The sequence below is a fragment of the Brevundimonas alba genome (genome assembly GCF_011927945.1).
In the GTDB taxonomy this organism is placed as follows: Bacteria; Pseudomonadota; Alphaproteobacteria; order Caulobacterales; family Caulobacteraceae; genus Brevundimonas; species Brevundimonas alba.
In genome coordinates, this window is the sequence record NZ_JAATJM010000002.1 from 804,422 (window position 1) to 823,287 (window position 18,866).

19 protein-coding genes are annotated in these 18,866 nt (G+C 67.9%); 11 read left to right on the top strand and 8 right to left on the bottom strand.

The features are described 5' to 3' along the window. Nucleotides 1-54: 54 nt before the first annotated feature. A complete protein-coding gene (locus tag GGQ87_RS14515; protein ID WP_168048941.1) occupies nucleotides 55-1,044 on the bottom strand; it encodes an HlyD family secretion protein in 990 nt (329 codons plus the stop codon). Continuing rightward, nucleotides 1,041-1,667: a TetR/AcrR family transcriptional regulator gene (locus tag GGQ87_RS14520; protein WP_245161622.1), complete on the bottom strand. Its 627-nt coding sequence runs from the start codon at nucleotides 1,665-1,667 to the stop codon at nucleotides 1,041-1,043. The genes GGQ87_RS14515 and GGQ87_RS14520 overlap by 4 nt, the downstream gene beginning before the upstream one ends. Before the next feature lie 124 nt (nucleotides 1,668-1,791). On the opposite strand from GGQ87_RS14520, the gene cobS reads away from it, so the two are divergent. Next, nucleotides 1,792-2,808: a cobaltochelatase subunit CobS gene (gene cobS / locus GGQ87_RS14525; protein WP_168048943.1), complete on the top strand. Its 1,017-nt coding sequence runs from the start codon at nucleotides 1,792-1,794 to the stop codon at nucleotides 2,806-2,808. Nucleotides 2,809-2,973: 165 nt separating this feature from the next. On the opposite strand, the gene GGQ87_RS14530 is transcribed toward cobS, so the two are convergent. Beyond that, the gene (locus GGQ87_RS14530; protein WP_168048945.1) at nucleotides 2,974-3,555 is read right to left on the bottom strand and encodes a DUF2239 family protein; all 582 of its coding nucleotides are present in this window, start codon (nucleotides 3,553-3,555) and stop codon (nucleotides 2,974-2,976) included. 276 nt (nucleotides 3,556-3,831) lie between these two features. Between GGQ87_RS14530 and GGQ87_RS14535 the strand changes: the two genes are divergently transcribed. Then, nucleotides 3,832-4,137: a CsbD family protein gene (locus GGQ87_RS14535; RefSeq protein ID WP_168048947.1), complete on the top strand. Its 306-nt coding sequence runs from the start codon at nucleotides 3,832-3,834 to the stop codon at nucleotides 4,135-4,137. Here GGQ87_RS14535 and GGQ87_RS14540 read toward each other — a convergent pair whose 3' ends face one another. The 4 genes from GGQ87_RS14540 to GGQ87_RS14555 form a co-directional block, all read right to left on the bottom strand. Continuing rightward, nucleotides 4,138-4,719, bottom strand: coding sequence for a DUF4287 domain-containing protein (locus GGQ87_RS14540; protein WP_168048949.1), 582 nt, complete (start codon nucleotides 4,717-4,719; stop codon nucleotides 4,138-4,140). Nucleotides 4,720-4,823: 104 nt separating this feature from the next. Next, nucleotides 4,824-7,136: an ATP-dependent Clp protease ATP-binding subunit ClpA gene (gene clpA, locus GGQ87_RS14545; RefSeq protein WP_168048951.1), complete on the bottom strand. Its 2,313-nt coding sequence runs from the start codon at nucleotides 7,134-7,136 to the stop codon at nucleotides 4,824-4,826. A 13-nt stretch (nucleotides 7,137-7,149) separates the two neighbouring features. Next, on the bottom strand, nucleotides 7,150-7,482 hold the full coding sequence (gene clpS, locus GGQ87_RS14550; RefSeq protein ID WP_168048953.1) for an ATP-dependent Clp protease adapter ClpS: 333 nt from the start codon (nucleotides 7,480-7,482) through the stop codon (nucleotides 7,150-7,152). A 180-nt stretch (nucleotides 7,483-7,662) separates the two neighbouring features. Continuing rightward, nucleotides 7,663-8,154: a phasin family protein gene (locus GGQ87_RS14555; RefSeq protein ID WP_168048955.1), complete on the bottom strand. Its 492-nt coding sequence runs from the start codon at nucleotides 8,152-8,154 to the stop codon at nucleotides 7,663-7,665. Between the two features lie 284 nt (nucleotides 8,155-8,438). Between GGQ87_RS14555 and GGQ87_RS14560 the strand changes: the two genes are divergently transcribed. From GGQ87_RS14560 to GGQ87_RS14600, 9 genes are all read left to right on the top strand, one after another. Continuing rightward, a complete protein-coding gene (locus GGQ87_RS14560) occupies nucleotides 8,439-9,854 on the top strand; it encodes a D-alanyl-D-alanine carboxypeptidase (RefSeq protein ID WP_245161624.1) in 1,416 nt (471 codons plus the stop codon). A gap of 62 nt (nucleotides 9,855-9,916) precedes the next feature. After that, nucleotides 9,917-10,483: a hypothetical protein gene (locus GGQ87_RS14565; protein WP_168048957.1), complete on the top strand. Its 567-nt coding sequence runs from the start codon at nucleotides 9,917-9,919 to the stop codon at nucleotides 10,481-10,483. 165 nt (nucleotides 10,484-10,648) lie between these two features. After that, nucleotides 10,649-11,035 carry a 30S ribosomal protein S6 gene (gene rpsF, locus GGQ87_RS14570; RefSeq protein WP_168048959.1) on the top strand — a complete coding sequence of 129 codons (387 nt, stop codon included), beginning with the start codon at nucleotides 10,649-10,651 and terminating at the stop codon, nucleotides 11,033-11,035. Between the two features lie 11 nt (nucleotides 11,036-11,046). After that, a complete protein-coding gene (gene rpsR, locus GGQ87_RS14575; RefSeq protein WP_168048961.1) occupies nucleotides 11,047-11,322 on the top strand; it encodes a 30S ribosomal protein S18 in 276 nt (91 codons plus the stop codon). Between the two features lies 1 nt (nucleotide 11,323). Beyond that, nucleotides 11,324-11,908 (top strand): 50S ribosomal protein L9, encoded by a 585-nt coding sequence (rplI, locus tag GGQ87_RS14580; protein WP_168048963.1) that lies wholly within the window; start codon nucleotides 11,324-11,326, stop codon nucleotides 11,906-11,908. A gap of 124 nt (nucleotides 11,909-12,032) precedes the next feature. Beyond that, on the top strand, nucleotides 12,033-12,407 hold the full coding sequence (locus GGQ87_RS14585; protein WP_168048965.1) for a hypothetical protein: 375 nt from the start codon (nucleotides 12,033-12,035) through the stop codon (nucleotides 12,405-12,407). 115 nt (nucleotides 12,408-12,522) lie between these two features. Next, complete coding sequence (locus GGQ87_RS14590; RefSeq protein WP_168048967.1) at nucleotides 12,523-14,013, top strand: replicative DNA helicase; 1,491 nt, start codon at nucleotides 12,523-12,525, stop codon at nucleotides 14,011-14,013. A 92-nt stretch (nucleotides 14,014-14,105) separates the two neighbouring features. Beyond that, nucleotides 14,106-15,236 (top strand): hypothetical protein, encoded by a 1,131-nt coding sequence (locus GGQ87_RS14595; RefSeq protein WP_168048969.1) that lies wholly within the window; start codon nucleotides 14,106-14,108, stop codon nucleotides 15,234-15,236. After that, nucleotides 15,233-15,637, top strand: coding sequence for a hypothetical protein (locus GGQ87_RS14600; protein ID WP_168048971.1), 405 nt, complete (start codon nucleotides 15,233-15,235; stop codon nucleotides 15,635-15,637). Before GGQ87_RS14595 ends, GGQ87_RS14600 begins: the two co-directional genes overlap by 4 nt. Before the next feature lie 6 nt (nucleotides 15,638-15,643). On the opposite strand, the gene GGQ87_RS14605 is transcribed toward GGQ87_RS14600, so the two are convergent. After that, complete coding sequence (locus GGQ87_RS14605; RefSeq protein WP_168048973.1) at nucleotides 15,644-18,862, bottom strand: discoidin domain-containing protein; 3,219 nt, start codon at nucleotides 18,860-18,862, stop codon at nucleotides 15,644-15,646. Nucleotides 18,863-18,866: the final 4 nt, after the last annotated feature.

Consider the following 18,866-nt stretch of genomic DNA (forward strand, 5'->3'; position numbering starts at 1 on the left):
TACCCCCAACCCCTTCCCCCTCGAGGGGAAGGGGAGTCGATTTGCGGCTGCCGCTCATGGGTTTGGTCCGATCGCCATCACATCCACCGGCAGGCCGGGGTTCAGCGTCGCGGCGTTCGCCGGCAGGGCCTCGACGCGATAGACCAGCCGGTCGCGGCTGCCCTTGCTGTACAGGATCGGCGGCGTGAACTCCGGCCGCGGGCTTACCCATGTGATCCGCGCGCTGCCCGGCGAGGCGCAGCCGTCGCAGTCGAACCGCACCGACCGCCCGGGCCGGTATCGACCCATCTCCGCCTCGGGCACGAAGAAGACCAGCTTGACCTCGTTATCCGGCAGCAGTGCCATGACCGGCGTATTGGCCGGGGCCCATTCGCCGGGCCGATAGAACACTTCCTCGACCCGCGCCGCCGCCGGGGCCGCGGGCGCCAGCTGACCCAGACGCGCCTGCGCCTCGCTCAGTCCGCCCGCCGCCTGCCGCGCCTGCTGCTCGGCCTGGGCCACCGCGTCCTGACGCGCGCCCAGCGTCGCCACCTCGCGCCGCCGCCGCACCGCCGCCGTCTGGGCCCGGGCCGCGTCGCGCGCCGCCCGCACCTGATCCAGCCGCGCCGGCGCATAGATGCCGCGCCGCACCAGCGGCTCGATGCGCGCATACTCCGCATCTGCCTCGCGCTGGTTCGCCTGCGCCGCCAGAAGTTCGGCGTCGAACACCGACAGCTCCTCGGCCCGCTGGCCCTTTCTCAGGTCCTCCGCCCGCGCCTCGGCCGCGCCGACCGCCGCCGCCGCGCTGTCCGCCTGCGCCCGCTGCACCTGCGGATCGATCAGGAAGGTCCGCCCGCCCGCCGCCACCCGTCCGCCCTCGCGGACATACAGCGCCGACACCGAGCCCGAGACCGGCGCGGCAAGATAGACCCGCTCGCCCTCGATATAACCGGTCAGGGTCCGCGCCTCGTCGCCGCGCAGGAAGAAGAACCATCCCGCCGCCGCGACCACGGCGACGGCCGCGACGGCCGCCACGGGCCTCGGGCTCAGTTTCGGGCGCGTCATGGCCTCATCCCCTTCAGGACCGTATCGAGGTGCTGTTCCGCCAGCGCTGGCACGTCGAGCGGCTTCGCGCCGATCGGTTCGAACGTCTCCCGCCACACCATCGACAGGACCATCGGGCCCATCAGGCCGAAGGCGTACAGGCGCGGATCGCCGGGCCGGATCTCGCCGCGCGCCTGCGCCGCCGCGATCAGGCCGCTCAGCAGGGTGATCCCCGGCTCGACCACCGTCTCGTGCCAGATGGTCGCCAGTTCGGGGTGGTTGCGGCTTTCGGCGATGACCAGCTTGACCACGCCCGTGATGCGCCGGTCGGTGACCACCTTGCGGGCCAGCATGCCGACGCCCATCCGCACCGCCTGCTCGAACGGCACGGGGGACGACGCCAGCGCCTTCACATTCTCCAGGTTCGGGGAAACGGCATCCGTGACCACGGCCCGGAACAGGTCCGCCTTGGTTTCGAAATACAGATACAGCGCGCCCTTCGACACGCCGGCGCGCTTCGCCACCTCCTCCAGCCGCGCAGCCTGGAAGCCGCGCTCGGCGAACACCTCCAGCGCTGCGGACAGGATTTCGGCCGGTCGGTCGGCGGGTCTGCGCCGGAATTTCGGTTCGCCGGGAGGCAACATGACGGTTCTTTCTAACTGACCAGTCAGTTATTACTCGCATCAAGCGCGGCTGTAAAGCGCCGTTATGCGACACTCTCCAAAGGCGGCGCTGGACCCCGCCCGCGCGGCTTTATAAGGGAAGCGGATGACCTCCCCCGCCGACAACATTCTCGGGGCTACCCCCGACGCTCTGCTGACCATGGAGCCGCACCGCCGCGCCACCGTGCGCGAGGTGTTCGGCATCGACTCGGACATGACTGTGCCGCTGTTCGACGAGCGCGACGCGCATGTGCCCGAGGTCGACGACGCCTACCGCTTCGATCCGCAGACGACCCTGGCCATCTGCGCCGGCTTCAGCTTCGACCGCCGCGTCATGGTCCAGGGCTATCACGGCACCGGCAAGTCGACCCACATCGAGCAAGTCGCCGCCCGCCTCAACTGGCCCATGGTCCGCGTCAACCTCGACGCCCACGTCAGCCGCATCGATCTGGTCGGCAAGGACGCCATCGTCCTCAAGGACGGCAAACAGGTCACCGAATTCCGCGAGGGGATGCTGCCCTGGGCCATCCAGCGCCCGATCGCGCTGGTCTTCGACGAATACGACGCCGGCCGCCCCGACGTGATGTTCGTCATCCAGCGCGTGCTCGAGGCCCAGGGTCGCCTGACCCTGCTCGACCAGAACCGCGTCATCCGCCCGAACAAATTCTTCCGCCTGTTCGCCACCACCAACACCATCGGCCTCGGCGACACCTCGGGCCTCTATCACGGCACCCAGCAGATCAATCAGGGCCAGATGGACCGCTGGAACATCGTCACCACGCTCAACTACCTCGACCACGACGTCGAGGCCGAGATCGTCGCCGCCAAGGTGCCCGAGTGGTCCGACGCCGAGAGCAAGCGCCGCATCGCCGCCATGGTCCGCGTCGCCGACATGACCCGCAACGCCTTCATGAACGGCGACATCTCGACGGTCATGTCGCCCCGGACGGTCATCACCTGGGCCCAGAACGCGATCATCTTCGCGGGCGATGTCGGCCTGGCCTTCCGACTGACGTTCCTGAACAAGTGCGACGAACTGGAGCGCCCGACCATCGCGGAGTTCTACCAGCGAGCGTTCGGTGAGGATCTCCCGGAGGCGTCGACGCGGGTGAAGGTGGGGTAACCCCCTCCCTTCTCCCCTTGCGGGAGAAGGTGGCCGAGCGAAGCGAGGTCGGATGAGGGGTCGCACCGGTCATGCCGGTCCACCGTCGTCACTGACTTGCACCGCCGGTGAGACCCCTTTTCTGTCAGCCTTCGGCTGCCACCTTCTCCCGCAAGGGGACAAGGATCAGCCGTTGCCATTCCGCCAGGCCCCGTCCGCCATCTCCCGCGCGGTATCCCGCACGTCCTCCGGCCACCCCTCCACCGCCGCGTCGAACGCGGTCCAGTCGCCGGCGAACAGCATCCGCGTCGCCTCCTCGTAGTTCGTCAAATCGCCGGCCACGGCGGTCATGAAGCGGTAGGCCTTCTCCTTCGCCCGACGCGCCCGGTCCGGACCTTCTCCGGCTCGCATCGCGCCCTCGACCAGTTTGCGCAGCGCCACCGAGGCGCCGCCCGGCTGGGCCGTCAGCCAGTCCCAGTGACGCGGTAGCAGGGTGACCTCGCGCGGCGTGACGCCCAGTTTCGGCCGCCCCGGCCCGCGCTTCTCCTCGGCCTCAATCAGCGCCGGCCCGAGCCGCGCAAGGGCTTCGAAGATGTCTCCCCGCAGGTCGAGGTCCACAGCCCGGCCGTCGACCAGATCGAACACCAGCACCGCCTCTCCCGCCGCGGCGGCGGCGTGGATGGCCGGCAGGGCCTTGGCCAGGGTGGCGCGGGCGATGCGTTCGGCGCCGACGAAGGCGACGACGGGCAGGTCGGAGGGAACGGACATCAAGAACTCCAGGCAGCGGCACGACCGCGTTTGACGTAGGGCGCCGCTACACTCCTTCCGCAGGTCGAGAAGGACCGGGACGTGAGGAGATCGGGCGGACAGAACAGACTCTACGGACGCTTCGGACCGTGTTTTTTGGTTTTACCCGGGTAAAACTCCGCGGTCAATATTACCCGGGTATAATTATCCGCGCCGCCTCGCCGCAGCCCCGGAACCGCCGCCCCGGCCATGCGCTAAGCCCGCAATCCTCCCCTCCCCCATCAAAGGAGCTTCCCCATGACCGACCAACGCATCGACGGCGCCGCCACCCAGCTGGAAGGCCAGAGTCAGAACGGCGCCGGCCGCCTCACCGGCGACAGCAAGCTGCAGCTCGACGGCCGCCTCAACGAGGTGAAGGGCAAGGCGCTCGACGCCTATGGCCGCGTCATTGACGGGCTCGACGGCCTCGTCGCCAAGGCTCCGGTCGAGTATCAGAACAAGGCGCGTCAGGGCCTCGACTTTGCCCGCCGCAAGCCGCTGCTGACCACCGGCATCGTCGCCGGCCTGGCCGTCCTGCTCGGCAGCATGGGCCGCCGCCGCTAGTCAGCCGTTGTCGGCCGCCTGTGCGAACAGGCGGCCGATCTCCGCATCGACCGCCCCCGGCCCGTCCAGCTCGACCACCGCCGTCAGCCGCTCGGACCAGCTCTCCCGCCGCAACGCTTGGGCCAGCCTCGGCGAGGCGCCCGGATCCAGCTTGAGCCCCAGCAGCGCCTTGCCGCCCTTGAGCGGCCGGACCGCCGCGAACTGCACCGCCCGGCTGAAGGAGGTGTAGCCCTTCCGCTGGCCGGAGATGACGCCCTCCACCCCGGCCGCCGACCGCTCCAGCGCTTCCAGGATCGCCAGCGACCGCGGCTCGGCCCACAGCGCCGCCCGCAGCCCCTCGGCGTCATCCCAGCCCATGGCGTCCGCCGGCCGCGCCGCGCTGATGATGTGGGCCGCGTGGTTGGCCCCGATCCCGTGCGTCGCCTTCAGCCACGCCGCCTGCGCCTTCGGCCGCGCCTCGGGGCACCCCTTCAGGATGTCGACCCAGACCGCCACCGGCCGCCCGGTCTGCTTCTCGAAGTTGGCCTCGACGGTGGCGAACCATTTCCGCTGCCGCTCCGTCAGCCCCGCGCCGCTCTTCATCCCCGCCTCCTCCGCTGCGCCGAGACCTTGCCCCCGCCTGGCGCAAAGAAAAAGGCCCCGGCGTTTCCACCGGGGCCCTCTCCATTCTCGTCCTGCGTACGCGACTAGTCGACGACCTGATCGGCGGCGCGGGCCGCCTTGACCTGGGCGCCGGTGGCGGCCGCGATGTCGAAGACGATCTTGCCGTCCTTCAGCTCGACCTTCACATGCCCGCCGCGGGTCAGACGCCCGAACAGGATGTCGTCGGCCAGCGGCTTCTTGATGTGTTCCTGGATGACCCGGGCCAGAGGCCGCGCGCCATACAGTTCGTCGAAGCCGTTCTTGGCCAGCCAGTCGTTGGCCTCGTCGGTCAGCTCGATGGTGATGTTCCGGTCCGCCAGCTGGGCTTCCAGCTGGAGGATGAACTTGGTCACCACCGACCGGATCGTATCGGCATCCAGCGCCTTGAACGCCACGATGGCGTCGAGGCGGTTGCGGAACTCCGGCGCGAACAGCCGCTGGATGGCCTTCTCGTCCTCGCCCTCGACCTTGCCCCGGCCGAAGCCGATGGCCGCTCGCGCGTTGTCGGCGGCGCCCGCGTTGGTGGTCATGATCAGGACCACGTTGCGGAAGTCGACCTTCTTGCCGATGGCGTCGGTCAGCTGCCCGTTGTCCATCACCTGAAGCAGGATGTTGTAGACGTCCGGGTGGGCCTTCTCGATCTCGTCCAGCAGGACCACCGCGTGCGGATGCTGGTCGACGGCGTCGGTCAGCAGCCCGCCCTGGTCGTGTCCGACGTAGCCCGGAGGCGCGCCGATCAGCCGGCTGACGGTGTGCCGCTCCATGTATTCCGACATGTCGAAGCGCAGCATCTCGATGCCGAGGGTCGACGCCAGTTGCTTCGCCACCTCCGTCTTGCCGACGCCGGTCGGACCCGAGAACAGGAAGGCGCCGATCGGCTTCTGCGGATCGCGCAGACCGGCCCGCGCCAGCTTCATCGCCGCCGAGACCTGCTCGATCGCCGACGACTGGCCGAACACGACCCGGTTCAGGTCGCGCTCCAGTTCGCGCAGCCCTTCGGTGTCGGACTTCGAGACCGACTTCGGCGGGATGCGGGCCATGCGGGCGATGACGGCCTCGACCTCCTTCTGGCCGATGACCTTCTTCCGCTTCGCCTCGGGCAGCAGCATCTGCGACGCCCCCGCCTCGTCGATCACGTCGATGGCTTTATCGGGCAGTTTGCGGTCCGTCATGTAGCGGGCCGACAGCTCGACCGCCGTACGGATCGCCGCGTCCGTGTAGCGCAGCTTGTGATGGCCTTCGTAGGAGGTCTTCAGCCCCTTCAGAATGCGGATCGTGTCGTCGACCGTGGGTTCGTTGACATCGATCTTCTGGAAGCGGCGAGCCAGCGCCCGGTCTTTCTCGAAATGCTGGCGGTACTCCTTGTAGGTCGTCGAGCCCATGCAGCGAAGGCTGCCCGAGGCCAGCGCCGGCTTCAGCAGGTTCGAGGCGTCCATGGCCCCGCCCGACGTCGCGCCCGCGCCGATCACCGTATGGATCTCGTCGATGAACAGGATGGCGTTGTCGTGCGTCTCCAGTTCCTTGACGACCTGCTTCAGACGCTCCTCGAAGTCGCCGCGATAGCGGGTGCCGGCCAGCAGCGCCCCCATGTCGAGGCTGTAGATGGTCGCGCCTTCCAGCACGTCCGGCACTTCGTGGTTGACGATCTTGCGGGCCAGCCCTTCCGCGATCGCCGTCTTGCCGACGCCCGGATCGCCGACCAGCAGCGGGTTGTTCTTGGTGCGGCGGCACAGGATCTGGATGGCGCGGTCGACCTCGGCCTGACGGCCGATCAGCGGGTCGATCTTGCCGTTGCGCGACTTCTCGTTGAGATCGACGCAATAGGCCTCGAGAGCCTCGCCGCCCGTCTTGGCGGCCGCCGCGTCCTCGGCGTCCTCAGGGCTCGCGCCCGAACGTGCCGGACGCGTCTCTCCACCCGCCTTCTTGGCGATGCCGTGGGCGATGAAGTTGACCGCGTCGTAGCGGGTCATGTCCTGCTCCTGCAGGAAGTAGGCGGCGTGGCTCTCGCGCTCGCTGAAGATGGCGACCAGCACATTGGCGCCGGTGACCTCCTCGCGGCCGGAGCTCTGGACGTGGATCACGGCGCGCTGGATCACGCGCTGGAAGCCCGCCGTCGGCTTGGCGTCCTCGCCGTCCGAGGTGGCGAGCGCCGCCAGATCGGTGTCGACGTACAGGGTCAGCGCCGTCTTCAGGCTGGCCAGATCGACGTTGCAGGCGGTCATGACATTGGCTGCGTCCGGGTCGTCGACCAGGGCGAGCAACAGGTGTTCAAGAGTGGCGTACTCGTGCCGGCGCTCGTTCGCATAGTGGACGGCGCGGTGCAGGGTCTCTTCGAGAGGACGCGAAAATGAGGGCATTGGAAGGTTCCTCTCAGTCCTTTTCCATCGTGCATTGCAGCGGGTGCTGGTGACGGCGCGCCGTCTCGACCACCTGGGCGACCTTGGTTTCGGCCACTTCGTAGGTGAAGACGCCGCAGACCCCGACGCCATGCTGGTGCACATGCAGCATGATGCGGGTCGCGTCCTCGCGGCTCTTCTGGAAGAACCGCTCCAGCACGTAGACGACGAATTCCATCGGCGTGTAGTCGTCGTTCAGGATCAGCACCCGATACAGCGAGGGCTTCTGAAGCTTCGGCTTGGTTTCGGTGACGGTGGCGGCCCCGAGGCCTCCATCCTGATCACCGGCCTTACGTGACGGCGGCATTCGTTGTCCGTGATTTGGGGAGTCGATGGACAGATAGGGAATGATGGCCTGATTTGAAGCGGCGTCCAGTCACAGCTTGCGTGAGAAATTTCTCAGCAAGGCTCGCGGACGACCGCGGGAATCAAAAAGGGCCCCCGGATCGCTCCGGGGGCCCTTCGAACGCTTACTGTCGGTTCAGGCTTAGCGGGCGGCCTGGAACTTTTCGACCGAGGCGGTGACGCGCTCGTTGATCGGCTTGAAGCTGTCCTTGACCGAAGCGGTGATCACTTCCGTCATGCGGGTGACTTCCGCCAGATAGGTTTCGGCGGCCGACTTGGCCCAGTTGGTCTGCAGCTCGAGGGCTTCCTGGACCGAACGGGCCTGGGCCAGCGACTGGGCGGCGGCGACGCCGTCTTCCCAGGACTTCTTGCTGTAGGCGACGGTCTGGGCCGACAGGGTCTCGACGCCCTTCTGGGCGGCGGTGGCCGAGGCGACGACGGCTTCGAGGTTCTTCTTGCCTTCGACGTTCAGCTCGGCGAGGCCGGCGACCGACTTGTCGGCGGCTTCACGGAACGCCTGGGCGCCGGCGGCCTGGATCTTCTCGGCCTGGGCCTGGGCGGTCTGGGCCGAAGCCTTGACCTGGGCGGTCGCGGTTTCGACGGTCTTCTTCACGGTTTCGGCGCTGTCGGCCATGGTATTGCTCCTGAACCTGTCGCGGCTTGGCCGCTTGTGAGTTGTTCCGCGGACGAGAAATCCCACCGCGACGAAGGCTCATATGGTGCAAGTGCGAAGGAAGGTCAAGGACATTTTGTGCACTGCACAATAACAAGGCACATCAGCTCCTCTCAGGCGAGCAGGCTTCACAAATCCGTTGACGGCTTGTTTACCCTCACGAAACCCCGATGACGCATGTTAGCCTTTCGTCAGCGTCGCGTGGTGGGGCCGCCGTCGCGCTTATGAATGTATGAGGCCTGCGCTTGCCGATCTTCTCCCTGATCCGCCGCGGATTGCTGTCGCTGATGCTCGTGGTCTCGCTGGCCGTGGTCCCGACCACGGCTCCGGTGGTGGCCCAGTCTTCGGAAAACACGCGCTACGCCGCCATCGTCGTCGATGCAGAAACCGGCGAGGTGCTGTTCGCTCGTCATGCCGACGCGCAGCGCTTCCCTGCGTCGGTCACCAAGATCATGACCCTCTATCTGACGTTCGAGGCCTTGGCCGAGGGCGAGGTCAAGCTGGACGACGTGATCACCGTCTCCTCCCTCGCCGCCAGCCAGCCGCCGTCGAAGCTGGGGCTCGCCGCCGGACAGACCATCACCCTCGATGACGCCATGAAGGCGACGGCGGTGCGCAGCGCCAACGACATGGCCATGGCCATCGCCGAGCATGTCGGAGGCTCGCAGGACGCCTTCGCGGTCCGCGCGACGCGCAAGGCCCGCGAACTCGGGATGACCCGCACCAACTACGTCAATCCGAACGGCCTGCCGGACGATCGCCAGATCACCACCGCCCGCGACCTCGCCGTGCTCTCCCGCGCCGTGATGCGCGACTATCCGCAGTACTACCGCTATTTCGGGCTGCACGACTGGACCTATCAGGGCCGGCTGTACCGCAACACCAATGGCCTGCTGCTCGGCGGCAACGGCTACGACGGCATGAAGACCGGCTATATCCGGGCGTCGGGCTACAATCTGGTCGCTTCGGCGGTGCGTGACGGGCGTCGCCTGATCACCGTCGTTCTCGGCGGCCAGAAGGTGGCCAGCCGTAACGCCCACGTCGCCCAACTGATGGACACCGGCTTCGAGGTCGAGCGCCTGCGCCGCGCCGGCCAGCCCATCCAGATCGCCCAGACCTTCTTCGAGCAGCGCGGCTTCGGCATCGGCTCGGACAATTCGGCCCCTGTCCAGTACGCCTCCGCCGCCGACGAAGCCGAGGAGGACGGCGACAGCGGTTCGACCGCCGTCAGTTACGCCTCGCTTCCGGCGACCCCGCCCCAGCCGGAGCGGACGGTCCCTGCCCCGTCGGAAAGCCGCACCGTGGCCTCGCTGATGCGCGGCGGCGCACCATCGGACGTCACCGCATCCCTGAACGGCGGCGGAGGCAGCCCCGCCCGCCCCACGCCGCCCCCCCCTCGCCCGCGAGAGCCGGCCCGCGCGCCCGCCGGCCGCTGGGCCGTCCAGGTCGGCGCCTTCCGTGACGAAACGGTCGCCCGCGACTGGCTGACCGAGGTCAATCGCCGCTTCCGCAGTCAGTTCACCGCCGCCGAACGCACCGTCCAGAACGCCGAGGGCTGGTACCGCTCACGCTTCACCGGCATGAGCGAACAGGCGGCCCAAGCGGCCTGCGCCACCCTGGCCGAGCGCCGCGTCACCTGCATGGTCATCCGGCCCCAGTAGGCGGCCTCTTGGCGGACGTGGTGCAACCGGCCTAGACTCCCGCAGCGGTTCGGGGGAGCGGCGTGAGCGCATTCGAATACACCTCGGTCATGTCGTCGATCATCGTCGGCCTGGCCCTCGTCGACATCCTGATCAGTCTCAACCGGCTGATCCGCGCCGGCGGCGGCGTCCGCTGGCACTGGGCCGCGCCCGCCACCGCCCTGCTGATCTTCCTGACCGTCATCCAGATCTGGTGGAGCATCTATCGTCCGCAGGCCGCGCCGATGACCATCGGCCAGTTCCTGCCGTTCGTCGTCGAACTGGTGCTGCTGTTCCTGCTCGCCGCGGCCGCCCTGCCCGACGACGTACCGCCCGGCGGTCTCGACCTGAAGCTCTACTACCAGAACAACAGCCCCTATCTGTGGTCGCTGTTCGCCGCCGCCCTCGGCTGGATGCTGTTCGTCGAAATCCTCGGCAGCGCGCTGATGGGCCAACCCGTTCTGGCCGTCATCGAAGGCCACCTTGTCGACCTTCTCGTCGTGGGTCTGTTTGTGGCGCTTGTCTTCGTCCGGCGCCTGTGGGTCCATGCCATCGCCCTCGCCTTCTTCTACGTAGGACCCCTCGGCTGGCTGTCCCGCAGTCTGGGCTAGACCGCCCGGCCCTTTTCCCCTATACGCGCCGCCTTTCCAGGGCTTCGGTCCTGACGCGGAGTTCCAAAGGGTTCGGGAAGTCATCCCGGCCGCCGCTTCAGGATCCATCGTGGCGAGGACTTACCCGGTCCCCCCGCGCCGACGCCCACCAAGGGAGACCACCGCATGGCTCTTTACGAGCACACGGTCATGTCGCGCCAGGATATCAGCGCGCAACAGGCCGAAGCGCTGAACGACACCATCAAGGGCTTGATCGAACAAGGCGGCGGTTCCGTCGCCAAGATCGAGTACTGGGGTCTGCGCAACCTGACCTACCGGGTCAAGAAGAACCGCAAGGCGCACTATTCGCTGCTCGCCGTCGACGCCCCCCCGGCCGCCATGGCCGAGGTCGAGCGTCAGCTGTCGATCAACGAAGACGTCCTTCGCTGGCTGACCGTCCGCGTCGAGGAACTCGATCTGGAACTGTCGCCCCTGCTGGCCCGCCGCGAACGCGAGCGTGAGCGCGAGCGTGAACGTACGCCCCGCGACGACGCCGCCGTCGACGCCGAATAAGGAACCGGAACATGACCGACACCACCGCCCCGTCGCCGGGCGCGCCGGCCGGCTCCGGCCCGGCCCGCCGTCCCTTCTATCGCCGCCGCAAGGTGTGCCCGTTCTCCGGCGCCAACGCTCCGAAGATCGACTACAAGGACGTCAAGCTCCTGCAGCGCTACATCTCCGAGCGCGGCAAGATCGTTCCTTCGCGCATCACGGCCGTCTCCCAGAAGAAGCAGCGTGAACTGGCCAAAGCCATCAAGCGCGCCCGCTATCTGGCCCTCCTGCCCTATGTGGTGAAGTAAGATGAAGGTCGTTCTGCTTGAACGCGTCGAGAATCTCGGCGCCATCGGCGACGTCGTGTCCGTCAAGGACGGCTTCGCCCGCAACTTCCTTCTGCCGCGCGACAAGGCCCGTCGGGCCACGTCGGCGAACCTGAAGGCGTTCGAACTCGACCGGGCCGCCATCGAGGCGCGCAACGAGAAGAACAAGTCCGAAGCGCAGAAGGTCGCCGACAAGATCGACGGCCAGACCTACGTCATGATCCGGCAAGCCGGTGAAACGGGTCAGCTGTACGGATCGGTCGCCGGCCGCGACGTCGCCGAAGCCGTCCAGGCTGAAGGCGGCAAGATCGAGCGCTCGCAGGTCGTGCTCAACACCGCGATCAAGACCCTCGGCGTCCACGAAGTGCAGGTTCGCCTGCACGCCGAGGTCAGCGCCACGGTCAAGATCAACATCGCCCGTTCGCTCGACGAAGCCGAGCGTCAGGCGAAGGGCGAGGACGTGATCAAGTCCGCCTACGACCAGGACCGCGCGGAAGCGTTGGAAGCGGCGCAGGACATGATCGCCGGCGGCGCCGGCCAGCAGGAAGGCCTCGGCTCCGAAGCCTGAGTCCGGCCAACCGGCTAAAGACGATGAAGGGCGCTGCCGGCGACGGCAGCGCCCTTTTCGCATCCGCCGCTCCCTTGTTCCGCCGCAAATGGCCTGACAAGCTGGGCCATCGGAGGGATTGATCATGCGTGCAGTATTCGTCGCGGCTCTGGCCGCCTGCCTCATAGCCGGCGCAGCGGCCGCACAGGCCGCCATGACGCTCGACACCTTTGTGACCCGGGCGAACCGCATCCCCCTGAACCCCACGGCGCTGCTCCGGCCCGACGCGCACCGCCTGAAGGGCGAGGCCGAACGGGCGTTCCGCACCGTCGGCGCCGAGATCGAGACCGCGCGCGCCGCCGGCCGCACGCCGCCGGCCTGCCCGCCTGAGCGGATCAACCTCAACGTCCGGCAGATGCTCGACTACCTCAACGGCATCCCGCAGGCCCGGAGGCAGCGCATGACGGTGACCGACGGCATCCGCTCCTGGATGGCGTCACGTTATCCGTGCTCGACCTGACTATCACTGATCCGTCACGGCTTTTCCGGCCATCCACAGGGGTGTCCCCGTTCATCTGACGGGCGCCCGACTTTTCCGTCCGATATTGACGTGTCGTGCGGCTATGGCTTCGTCGATGAACGCCCTGGCCCCCGTCCCCTTCCCCTCATCGATGGACCCCTCGTCCATCGCCTCCCTGCCGCACAACCTTGAGGCGGAGCAGGCGCTGCTGGGCAGTCTGATGTTCGACAATGCGGTGTTCGAGCGCCTCTCGGACCGTCTCCGCGGCAGTCATTTCTACGAACCCTTCCACCAGCGGCTCTACGACGCGATCGAGGACCATATCCGGCAAGGCCTGCTGGCCGAGCCAACCATTCTGATGGAGCGGTTCAAACAGGACCCCGCCTTCCAGGAATTCGGCGGCCTGCGCTACCTCGCCGACCTGGTCGACCGCGCTCCGCCGGCGGCCAACGCTCCGGACTACGCCCGCGTCGTCTACGATCTGGCCCTGCGCCGCGATCTGATCCGCATCGGCGGCGAGATCATCAAGGAAGCGCCCCAGCCCGAAACCGCGGCGATCGACCAGATCGAGAGCGCGGAACAGCAGCTCTACAACCTCGCCGAAACCGGCAAGCCGTCATCCGGCTTCGTCAGCTTCTCGACCGCCCTGTCCGGCGCCGTGCAGATGGCGGCCGAGGCGTATCAGCGCGACGGCAAGCTGGCGGGTCTGGCCACCAATCTCGACGACCTCGACCAGAAGCTGGGGGGACTGCACCCGTCGGACCTGCTGATTCTCGCCGGCCGTCCGTCGATGGGCAAGACGGCCCTGGCCACCAACATCGCCTTCAACGTCGCCCGCAGCTACCGCTGGGAGCCGACGCCGGAGGGCCGCAAGACCGTCACCGGCGGCGTGGTCGCCTTCTACTCGCTCGAAATGTCGGCCGAGCAGCTGGCCATGCGTATCCTTGCTGACGCCTCGGGCGTCTCATCCGACAAGCTGCGGAAAGGCGAGATCGACGCCGCCGACTTCGGGCGCATTCGCGACGCGGCCGTCGAGATCGGCGAGAGCCCGCTGTTCATCGACGCCACCGGCGGCCTGTCGATGTCCAAGCTCGCGGCCCGGGCCCGCCGCCTGAAGCGGATGGAACACGGCCTCGACCTGATCGTCGTCGACTACCTCCAACTCATCACGACAGGCGAGTCCAACAGCCAGAAGAACCGGGTGCAGGAGGTGTCCGAGATCACCGGCGGCCTCAAGGCGCTGGCCAAGGAACTCAGTGTGCCGATCATCGCCCTGTCGCAGCTGTCGCGTCAGGTCGAGCAGCGCGAGGACAAGCGGCCCCAGCTCTCCGACCTGCGGGAATCCGGCTCGATCGAGCAGGACGCCGACTGCGTCATGTTCGTCTACCGCGAGAGCTACTATCTGGGACGGGCTGAGCCGCGCGAGGGCACCGAGGAGCACCTCAAGTGGCAGGAGGATATGGACCGCCTCAAGCACCAGGCCGAGGTCGTCATCGGCAAGCAGCGTCACGGCCCCATCGGCATCGTAAAACTGTCGTTCGACGCGGATACGACGCGGTTCGGCAATCTCGCCCACGACGGCCACTATCCCCAGTCCTACGACTGACTTTCATACAGCGTATGATTGACTCGGGAGCCCGTTAAGGCAGATTGGCCAAGGGCTTACCGTTCCCGCCGGGACGGACTTGGGGGACTTCCATGCGTAAAATTGCAATCTGCGCGCTCGCCGCGCTGTCCATGGCCGCGTGCGCGTCCGTTCCGCCGGTGCCGAACGCACGGCCGTTGAATGCGCAGAACATCGACGCCATCGGCTCGACTTCGGTCGTGGTGGCCGAAAACAACACCGGCGTGATGAAGAGCTGGTTCCGGCAGGACTCGTCCGCCGCCGCGGCCTCGCAAGGCCTGCTCGGCGTGCTGGTCGGCGCCGCCATCGACGGCATCATGAACTACGCCCCTTCGCGCCGCGCGCGTGGCGTCGCCAACGAACTGGCCGAGGTCATGCCGGCCGACGCCCTGAACGATTCGCTGGTCCAGCACTTCAGCCGCCAGATCGCCACCGGTGCGCCGGGCGGCGTGTCCGTCTCCGACGTCCGCACGGTCCAGAAGCTGACCTCGCCGGGTGTCACCGACGATGCGCTTGAAGTTATGACCTCCTACCTGCTGTCCGAAGACGCCACCACGCTGCAGGTCTCGGTGACCCTGACCTACCAGAACACCGGCCTCCCCTATGCCACGCCCTACACCTTCGAAGGCGCGCCGCCGAAGACGGAGCTCACCGGCCCTCTCTACCGCAACACCTTCACCTACAGCTCGCAGCAGCTGCCGGTGCCGGTCCTGACGCCCGAACTGCGCGAGCGGCTGATCGCCTCCATCCAGGAGAACGCCCGCGACGACACCGGCGCCATGCCGGCGGAAGGCACCGACGCCTTCAAGTCGATGAACAAGGAGCTGGAAGAGGCCCGCGACGACAAGCTGACCAAGGCCGAGATCGCCATCTTCCTCGCCCGTGAATGGACAAAGAACAACGGCGCCCTGCTGCGCGCCGAGATCAACAACGCCCACGCCTTCATCGCCAAATATGCGGTGCTGGACATGAACCGCACCGCCATCCCCAGCCTGACCGGCGTCGATGAGCTGGTCGAAACCCTGCCGGACGGCCGCACGGTCCGTCGCGTCGGCCCGGGCGTCATGGCCGGCTCCTACGTCTCCCTGCCGGGCAACGTCAGCGACTTCGTCACCTACGGCAACGCCGCGGCCATCGCCGAGGTCAACGAAACCCGCACTCGCAATATCCAGGAGCAGGCGCGCGCCGCCCGCGCCGCGCAATGAGCGCAGCACGGCTTGCGGTCGCCGCTCTCGGCCTGACGCTCCTTTCGGGGTGCGTCAGCGATCCGGGCTACGCCCCGATGGACGCGGCGGCGCATCGCTACTTCGGCTACGTCGACCAATCCAATGGCGAGGGCGGTTACACCATCCGCGTGGTGCTGCCCGAAGGCGTCGAGAACCCCCGGTCGGCCTTTGCCCACTGGGAGCGGCGGGCGGCGGAGCTTTGCGGCCCGGCGGGTTACCGCAAGCAGCTGCATACGGCCCGGCGCAATATGCTGATGATGCCCGGCTACACGCCGTCGGGTTACAGCTACGAAGTCATGGGCGACGCATGGTGCAATGACCCGGCCCGCGCCTCGACCGCACCCGCCGGCCCGGCCTCGCCCGCTGTCACCGCCGAATAGGCGCCGCTAGCGCAGTTCCACCCGGCGCGCGCCGGGAGGAACCACCAGCTCAGACCCGTTCCAGCTCGCCGCCCGCCCGTCGATGCGCACCCGCGCCGGCGGCGTCTCGCCTTGCGGCCACTGCAGCACGAAGCCGCCCGGCGGGCTCGCCTCGTCTCCCAGCGTCAGCAGATATTCGTTGCCGTCCTGGCGCAGGTTGTAGGTCAGAGGTCCATAGGCGGTGCGAACGTTCGTCACCCCCACGCCTTCGCCTTCCAGCCAGTCCAGCGGAACGCCGGCCGCGAGCACGAGGCCATGATCGCGGTCACGCTCATAGACCAGCAGATCCATGGCAGAGCGGATGTAGTCGGAACTGATCCAGGCATGGGGCATGTCGCCGATGAAGCGCGGCTCGCGCTTGTCGCGGCCGACCACCTCGGCCCAGCCGTTCCACGCCCGCGGCCGGATGTCGGCGAAATAGAAGTCCAGAGCCCTCAGCGCCTGGTCCCGCCGACCCAGCCGCACCAGCGCCCCGACGTTGCGCAGCTCGTAGGGCGTATAGTCCCGCCACGCCTGCCGGTTCTCCTGGCGGGCAGTGAAGTTCTCCCACCATTTGTCGAACGTGCCCTTCAGCAGGTCCTGTGGCAGTTCGTCGACCAGTCCGGCCGGCGACAGACCGATGCTGGTCGAGGTGGCGTCGAAGTCACCCCGGTCCGCCGCGCCCGCGATCCAGTCGATCCCGTGCACCCGCGCCGTCGCCTCGATCGAAGCCATGATGTCCGTCTTGAACTCGGCCTCCGCCGCCCGGAACCGCGCGGCCGCCGCCTCGTCGCCCAGCGTCTCGGCGACGAACACCGCATCGCGGTAGCCGAGCAGACCCCAGAAATCGTCCCAATAGCTGTAGGCGATCTTGTCCGAATAGCCTTCGTGACTGATCGTCGGCGGCAGCAGGCCGAACAGGTGGCGCTTGTCTTCCGCCTCGAACTCCGCCGTCCGGGTGGAGGCCCGCAGCTCGTCCATGTAGCGGATCGCGCCCTGCACCTGCGGCCATACCTCGCGCAGCAGCGCCGCGTCTCCGGTGTAGCGGTAGGTCTCGGCGGCGAGGAAGATGAACTCGCCGTGGCTGTCGTTCTCCGGCACCGGATCGGCGCCCCGGCTGTCGGCGCAGCACGGCACCTTTCCGTTCTCGAACACCAGCGGCGCGAACCAGCGCAGATAATCCGCCGACAGGTCCGCATGCCCCAGCCGGTTAAGCCCCTCGGCCATCATGGCCCCGTCGCGGATCCAGCTGCGGTTATAGCTGCGGGTCCCGGGCTGCAGGATCGGCCCCTGCCGCGACATCAGCATGTGCGCGAGCGAGGTCCGCATCACGTCCTCGATCCGCTGCTGGCTCTCCGGCAGGGTCAGGTCGAAGCGTTCCAGCTTCTCGCGCCAGGACAGGGCCACGGCGGACTGCACCTCGTCCAGCATGGTCTCGACGAAGCCGGGCCCATCCGGTAGCGGCGTGAGCGGACCGTTCATCGAGCTCACCCAACCGACCTGCCGCGTCTGTCCCGGCTGCAGTTCGATCTCGTAGATCAGTGCGCCCGCTGCCAGCCCATCGTCGGAGGCGACGAGACGATCGCCGGGATCGCGACGGCGGCTGGAATCGGCCAGCAGACTCTGCGGATCGGCGCCGGCCGCGAAGGTGGAGGCGGCCACCGCATCGACCGGCATCAGGGAGCGGATGCGGATCGCGTCGTTCAGCACCAGTTCCTCGCCGGTCCAGTCGACCTGCGATAACGGCCCGACCCCACCGGGCGTCGTCAGGAACTGCACCGGCCCGTTCACCTGAAACGGCCGGGCCATCAGCCCCAGCGTGATCACTCGGCGCTCACCCGTCAGATTGGTCAGATAATAGCGGCCGAACAGCCGCGGATTGTCGGGAGCCCCGTCCGCGAAACTCTCGACCTTCAGGCTCCACCCGTCGCCCGTCCAGGTCACCTCCGGCATCGGCAGATCGTCACCGAGCAAGCCTTGCGTGATATTCACATCCGCCCAGGTCACCACCCGCCCGTTGTCCACCATGAACGGCTCGATCGACGGGCCGCCCCGGCGCAGTTCGATCGCGCCGTCCTCGCCCATCAGGCCGCTCTCGCCGCCGCCGTCGACGCCGACCAGTGTCCAGTACGGCTGCTCGCCATGGAAGCCGCGCGGGTACAGTCCCCGCCGGCTCTCGTCCGCGACCGCCAGCATGAAGCTGGTCGGCGTCTCGCCGAACGACAGGGGCTCGATCTCGAGCGCATTCAGCGCGTAGGCGTTCGCCGCCGCCTGTCCCAGCCGCTGACCCGCGCCCGCCTGCCCGACCACGCCGCTCTCATCGCGTGGGGCGATCAGGTCCAGCCGCAGCCACCGCGCCGAGGCCTCCGGCGTCCGCAACCAGTCGACGCCCCCGTTGCAGCCGGTCACCGACGTCAGTTCGCGCCACTCCCGCCCATCCGACGACCCCATCAGCCGGTAGTCCGCCGCCGCCATCCGCTCGGCCCAGCGCAGCGTCACCCCGCCGAACTCCCGCTCATAGCCGAGGTCCAGCGTCAGGCTCTGCGCCCCGCCGGCTTCTGTGCGCCACGCCGTCGCCGGATCGTCGTCCACCGCCCGCGCCGCCACGTTCAGCCCGTCCTCGCTGGTCGCACTCGCCAACGGCCGCGGCGGCACCGACGGCTCCGGCGGCAGTTCACGCAGCTCGAGCTGATCGATCTCGATCCAGCCCCGCCCGCCCTCGCCCGCCGTGACCACAAACTCGATCCGCTCGGCGCCGCGGAAGGTGCGGTCGGGGTTCGGCCCCCAGGCCCACGCGATCTGACGCTTCTTGATCGTGTAGCGGGTCCATTCCGCATTGGCCCTGAAGCCGCGGATCTGCCTCCAGTGGACGTTGTCGCCCGAGGCGTCGACGAACTTTATCTCCAGCGTATTGGGGGCCATCTCGCCCCGCAGCCAGAAGCTGATCTCGTAGTTGTCGGGCACGTCCAGATCGATGGCCCGAGCCGCGAAGGCGTAGCCCGACCGGCCATTGAAGTCGTAGGCGAGCCGCATCGCCTTGCCGTCACGCCCGGCCACCGAACTGATCTCCGACGACACATCGGTCGACGCGTCTGCCGACCACGGCGTCAGCATCTCGAACGGATCGATGACATGGGCGGTCTGCGCCTGCGCGGGCGCGGCCCAGATCAGCGCCAGTCCGACCAGCAACGCGACACAAACCAGCATGCGA

Excerpts from the sequence above, each read along its gene's own strand:
- cobS (WP_168048943.1), top strand. The coding sequence starts at position 1,792 with ATGACCTCCCCCGCCGACAACATTCTCGGGGCTACCCCCGACGCTCTG.
- GGQ87_RS14590 (WP_168048967.1), top strand. The coding sequence starts at position 12,523 with ATGAACGCCCTGGCCCCCGTCCCCTTCCCCTCATCGATGGACCCCTCG.
- rpsR (WP_168048961.1), top strand. The coding sequence starts at position 11,047 with ATGACCGACACCACCGCCCCGTCGCCGGGCGCGCCGGCCGGCTCCGGC.
- clpA (WP_168048951.1), bottom strand. The coding sequence starts at position 7,136 with ATGCCCTCATTTTCGCGTCCTCTCGAAGAGACCCTGCACCGCGCCGTC.
- GGQ87_RS14585 (WP_168048965.1), top strand. The coding sequence starts at position 12,033 with ATGCGTGCAGTATTCGTCGCGGCTCTGGCCGCCTGCCTCATAGCCGGC.
- GGQ87_RS14555 (WP_168048955.1), bottom strand. The coding sequence starts at position 8,154 with ATGGCCGACAGCGCCGAAACCGTGAAGAAGACCGTCGAAACCGCGACC.
- GGQ87_RS14605 (WP_168048973.1), bottom strand. The coding sequence starts at position 18,862 with ATGCTGGTTTGTGTCGCGTTGCTGGTCGGACTGGCGCTGATCTGGGCC.
- rpsF (WP_168048959.1), top strand. The coding sequence starts at position 10,649 with ATGGCTCTTTACGAGCACACGGTCATGTCGCGCCAGGATATCAGCGCG.
- GGQ87_RS14515 (WP_168048941.1), bottom strand. The coding sequence starts at position 1,044 with ATGACGCGCCCGAAACTGAGCCCGAGGCCCGTGGCGGCCGTCGCGGCC.
- GGQ87_RS14535 (WP_168048947.1), top strand. The coding sequence starts at position 3,832 with ATGACCGACCAACGCATCGACGGCGCCGCCACCCAGCTGGAAGGCCAG.
- GGQ87_RS14520 (WP_245161622.1), bottom strand. The coding sequence starts at position 1,667 with ATGTTGCCTCCCGGCGAACCGAAATTCCGGCGCAGACCCGCCGACCGA.
- GGQ87_RS14530 (WP_168048945.1), bottom strand. The coding sequence starts at position 3,555 with ATGTCCGTTCCCTCCGACCTGCCCGTCGTCGCCTTCGTCGGCGCCGAA.
- clpS (WP_168048953.1), bottom strand. The coding sequence starts at position 7,482 with ATGCCGCCGTCACGTAAGGCCGGTGATCAGGATGGAGGCCTCGGGGCC.
- GGQ87_RS14600 (WP_168048971.1), top strand. The coding sequence starts at position 15,233 with ATGAGCGCAGCACGGCTTGCGGTCGCCGCTCTCGGCCTGACGCTCCTT.
- GGQ87_RS14540 (WP_168048949.1), bottom strand. The coding sequence starts at position 4,719 with ATGAAGAGCGGCGCGGGGCTGACGGAGCGGCAGCGGAAATGGTTCGCC.
- GGQ87_RS14595 (WP_168048969.1), top strand. The coding sequence starts at position 14,106 with ATGCGTAAAATTGCAATCTGCGCGCTCGCCGCGCTGTCCATGGCCGCG.
- rplI (WP_168048963.1), top strand. The coding sequence starts at position 11,324 with ATGAAGGTCGTTCTGCTTGAACGCGTCGAGAATCTCGGCGCCATCGGC.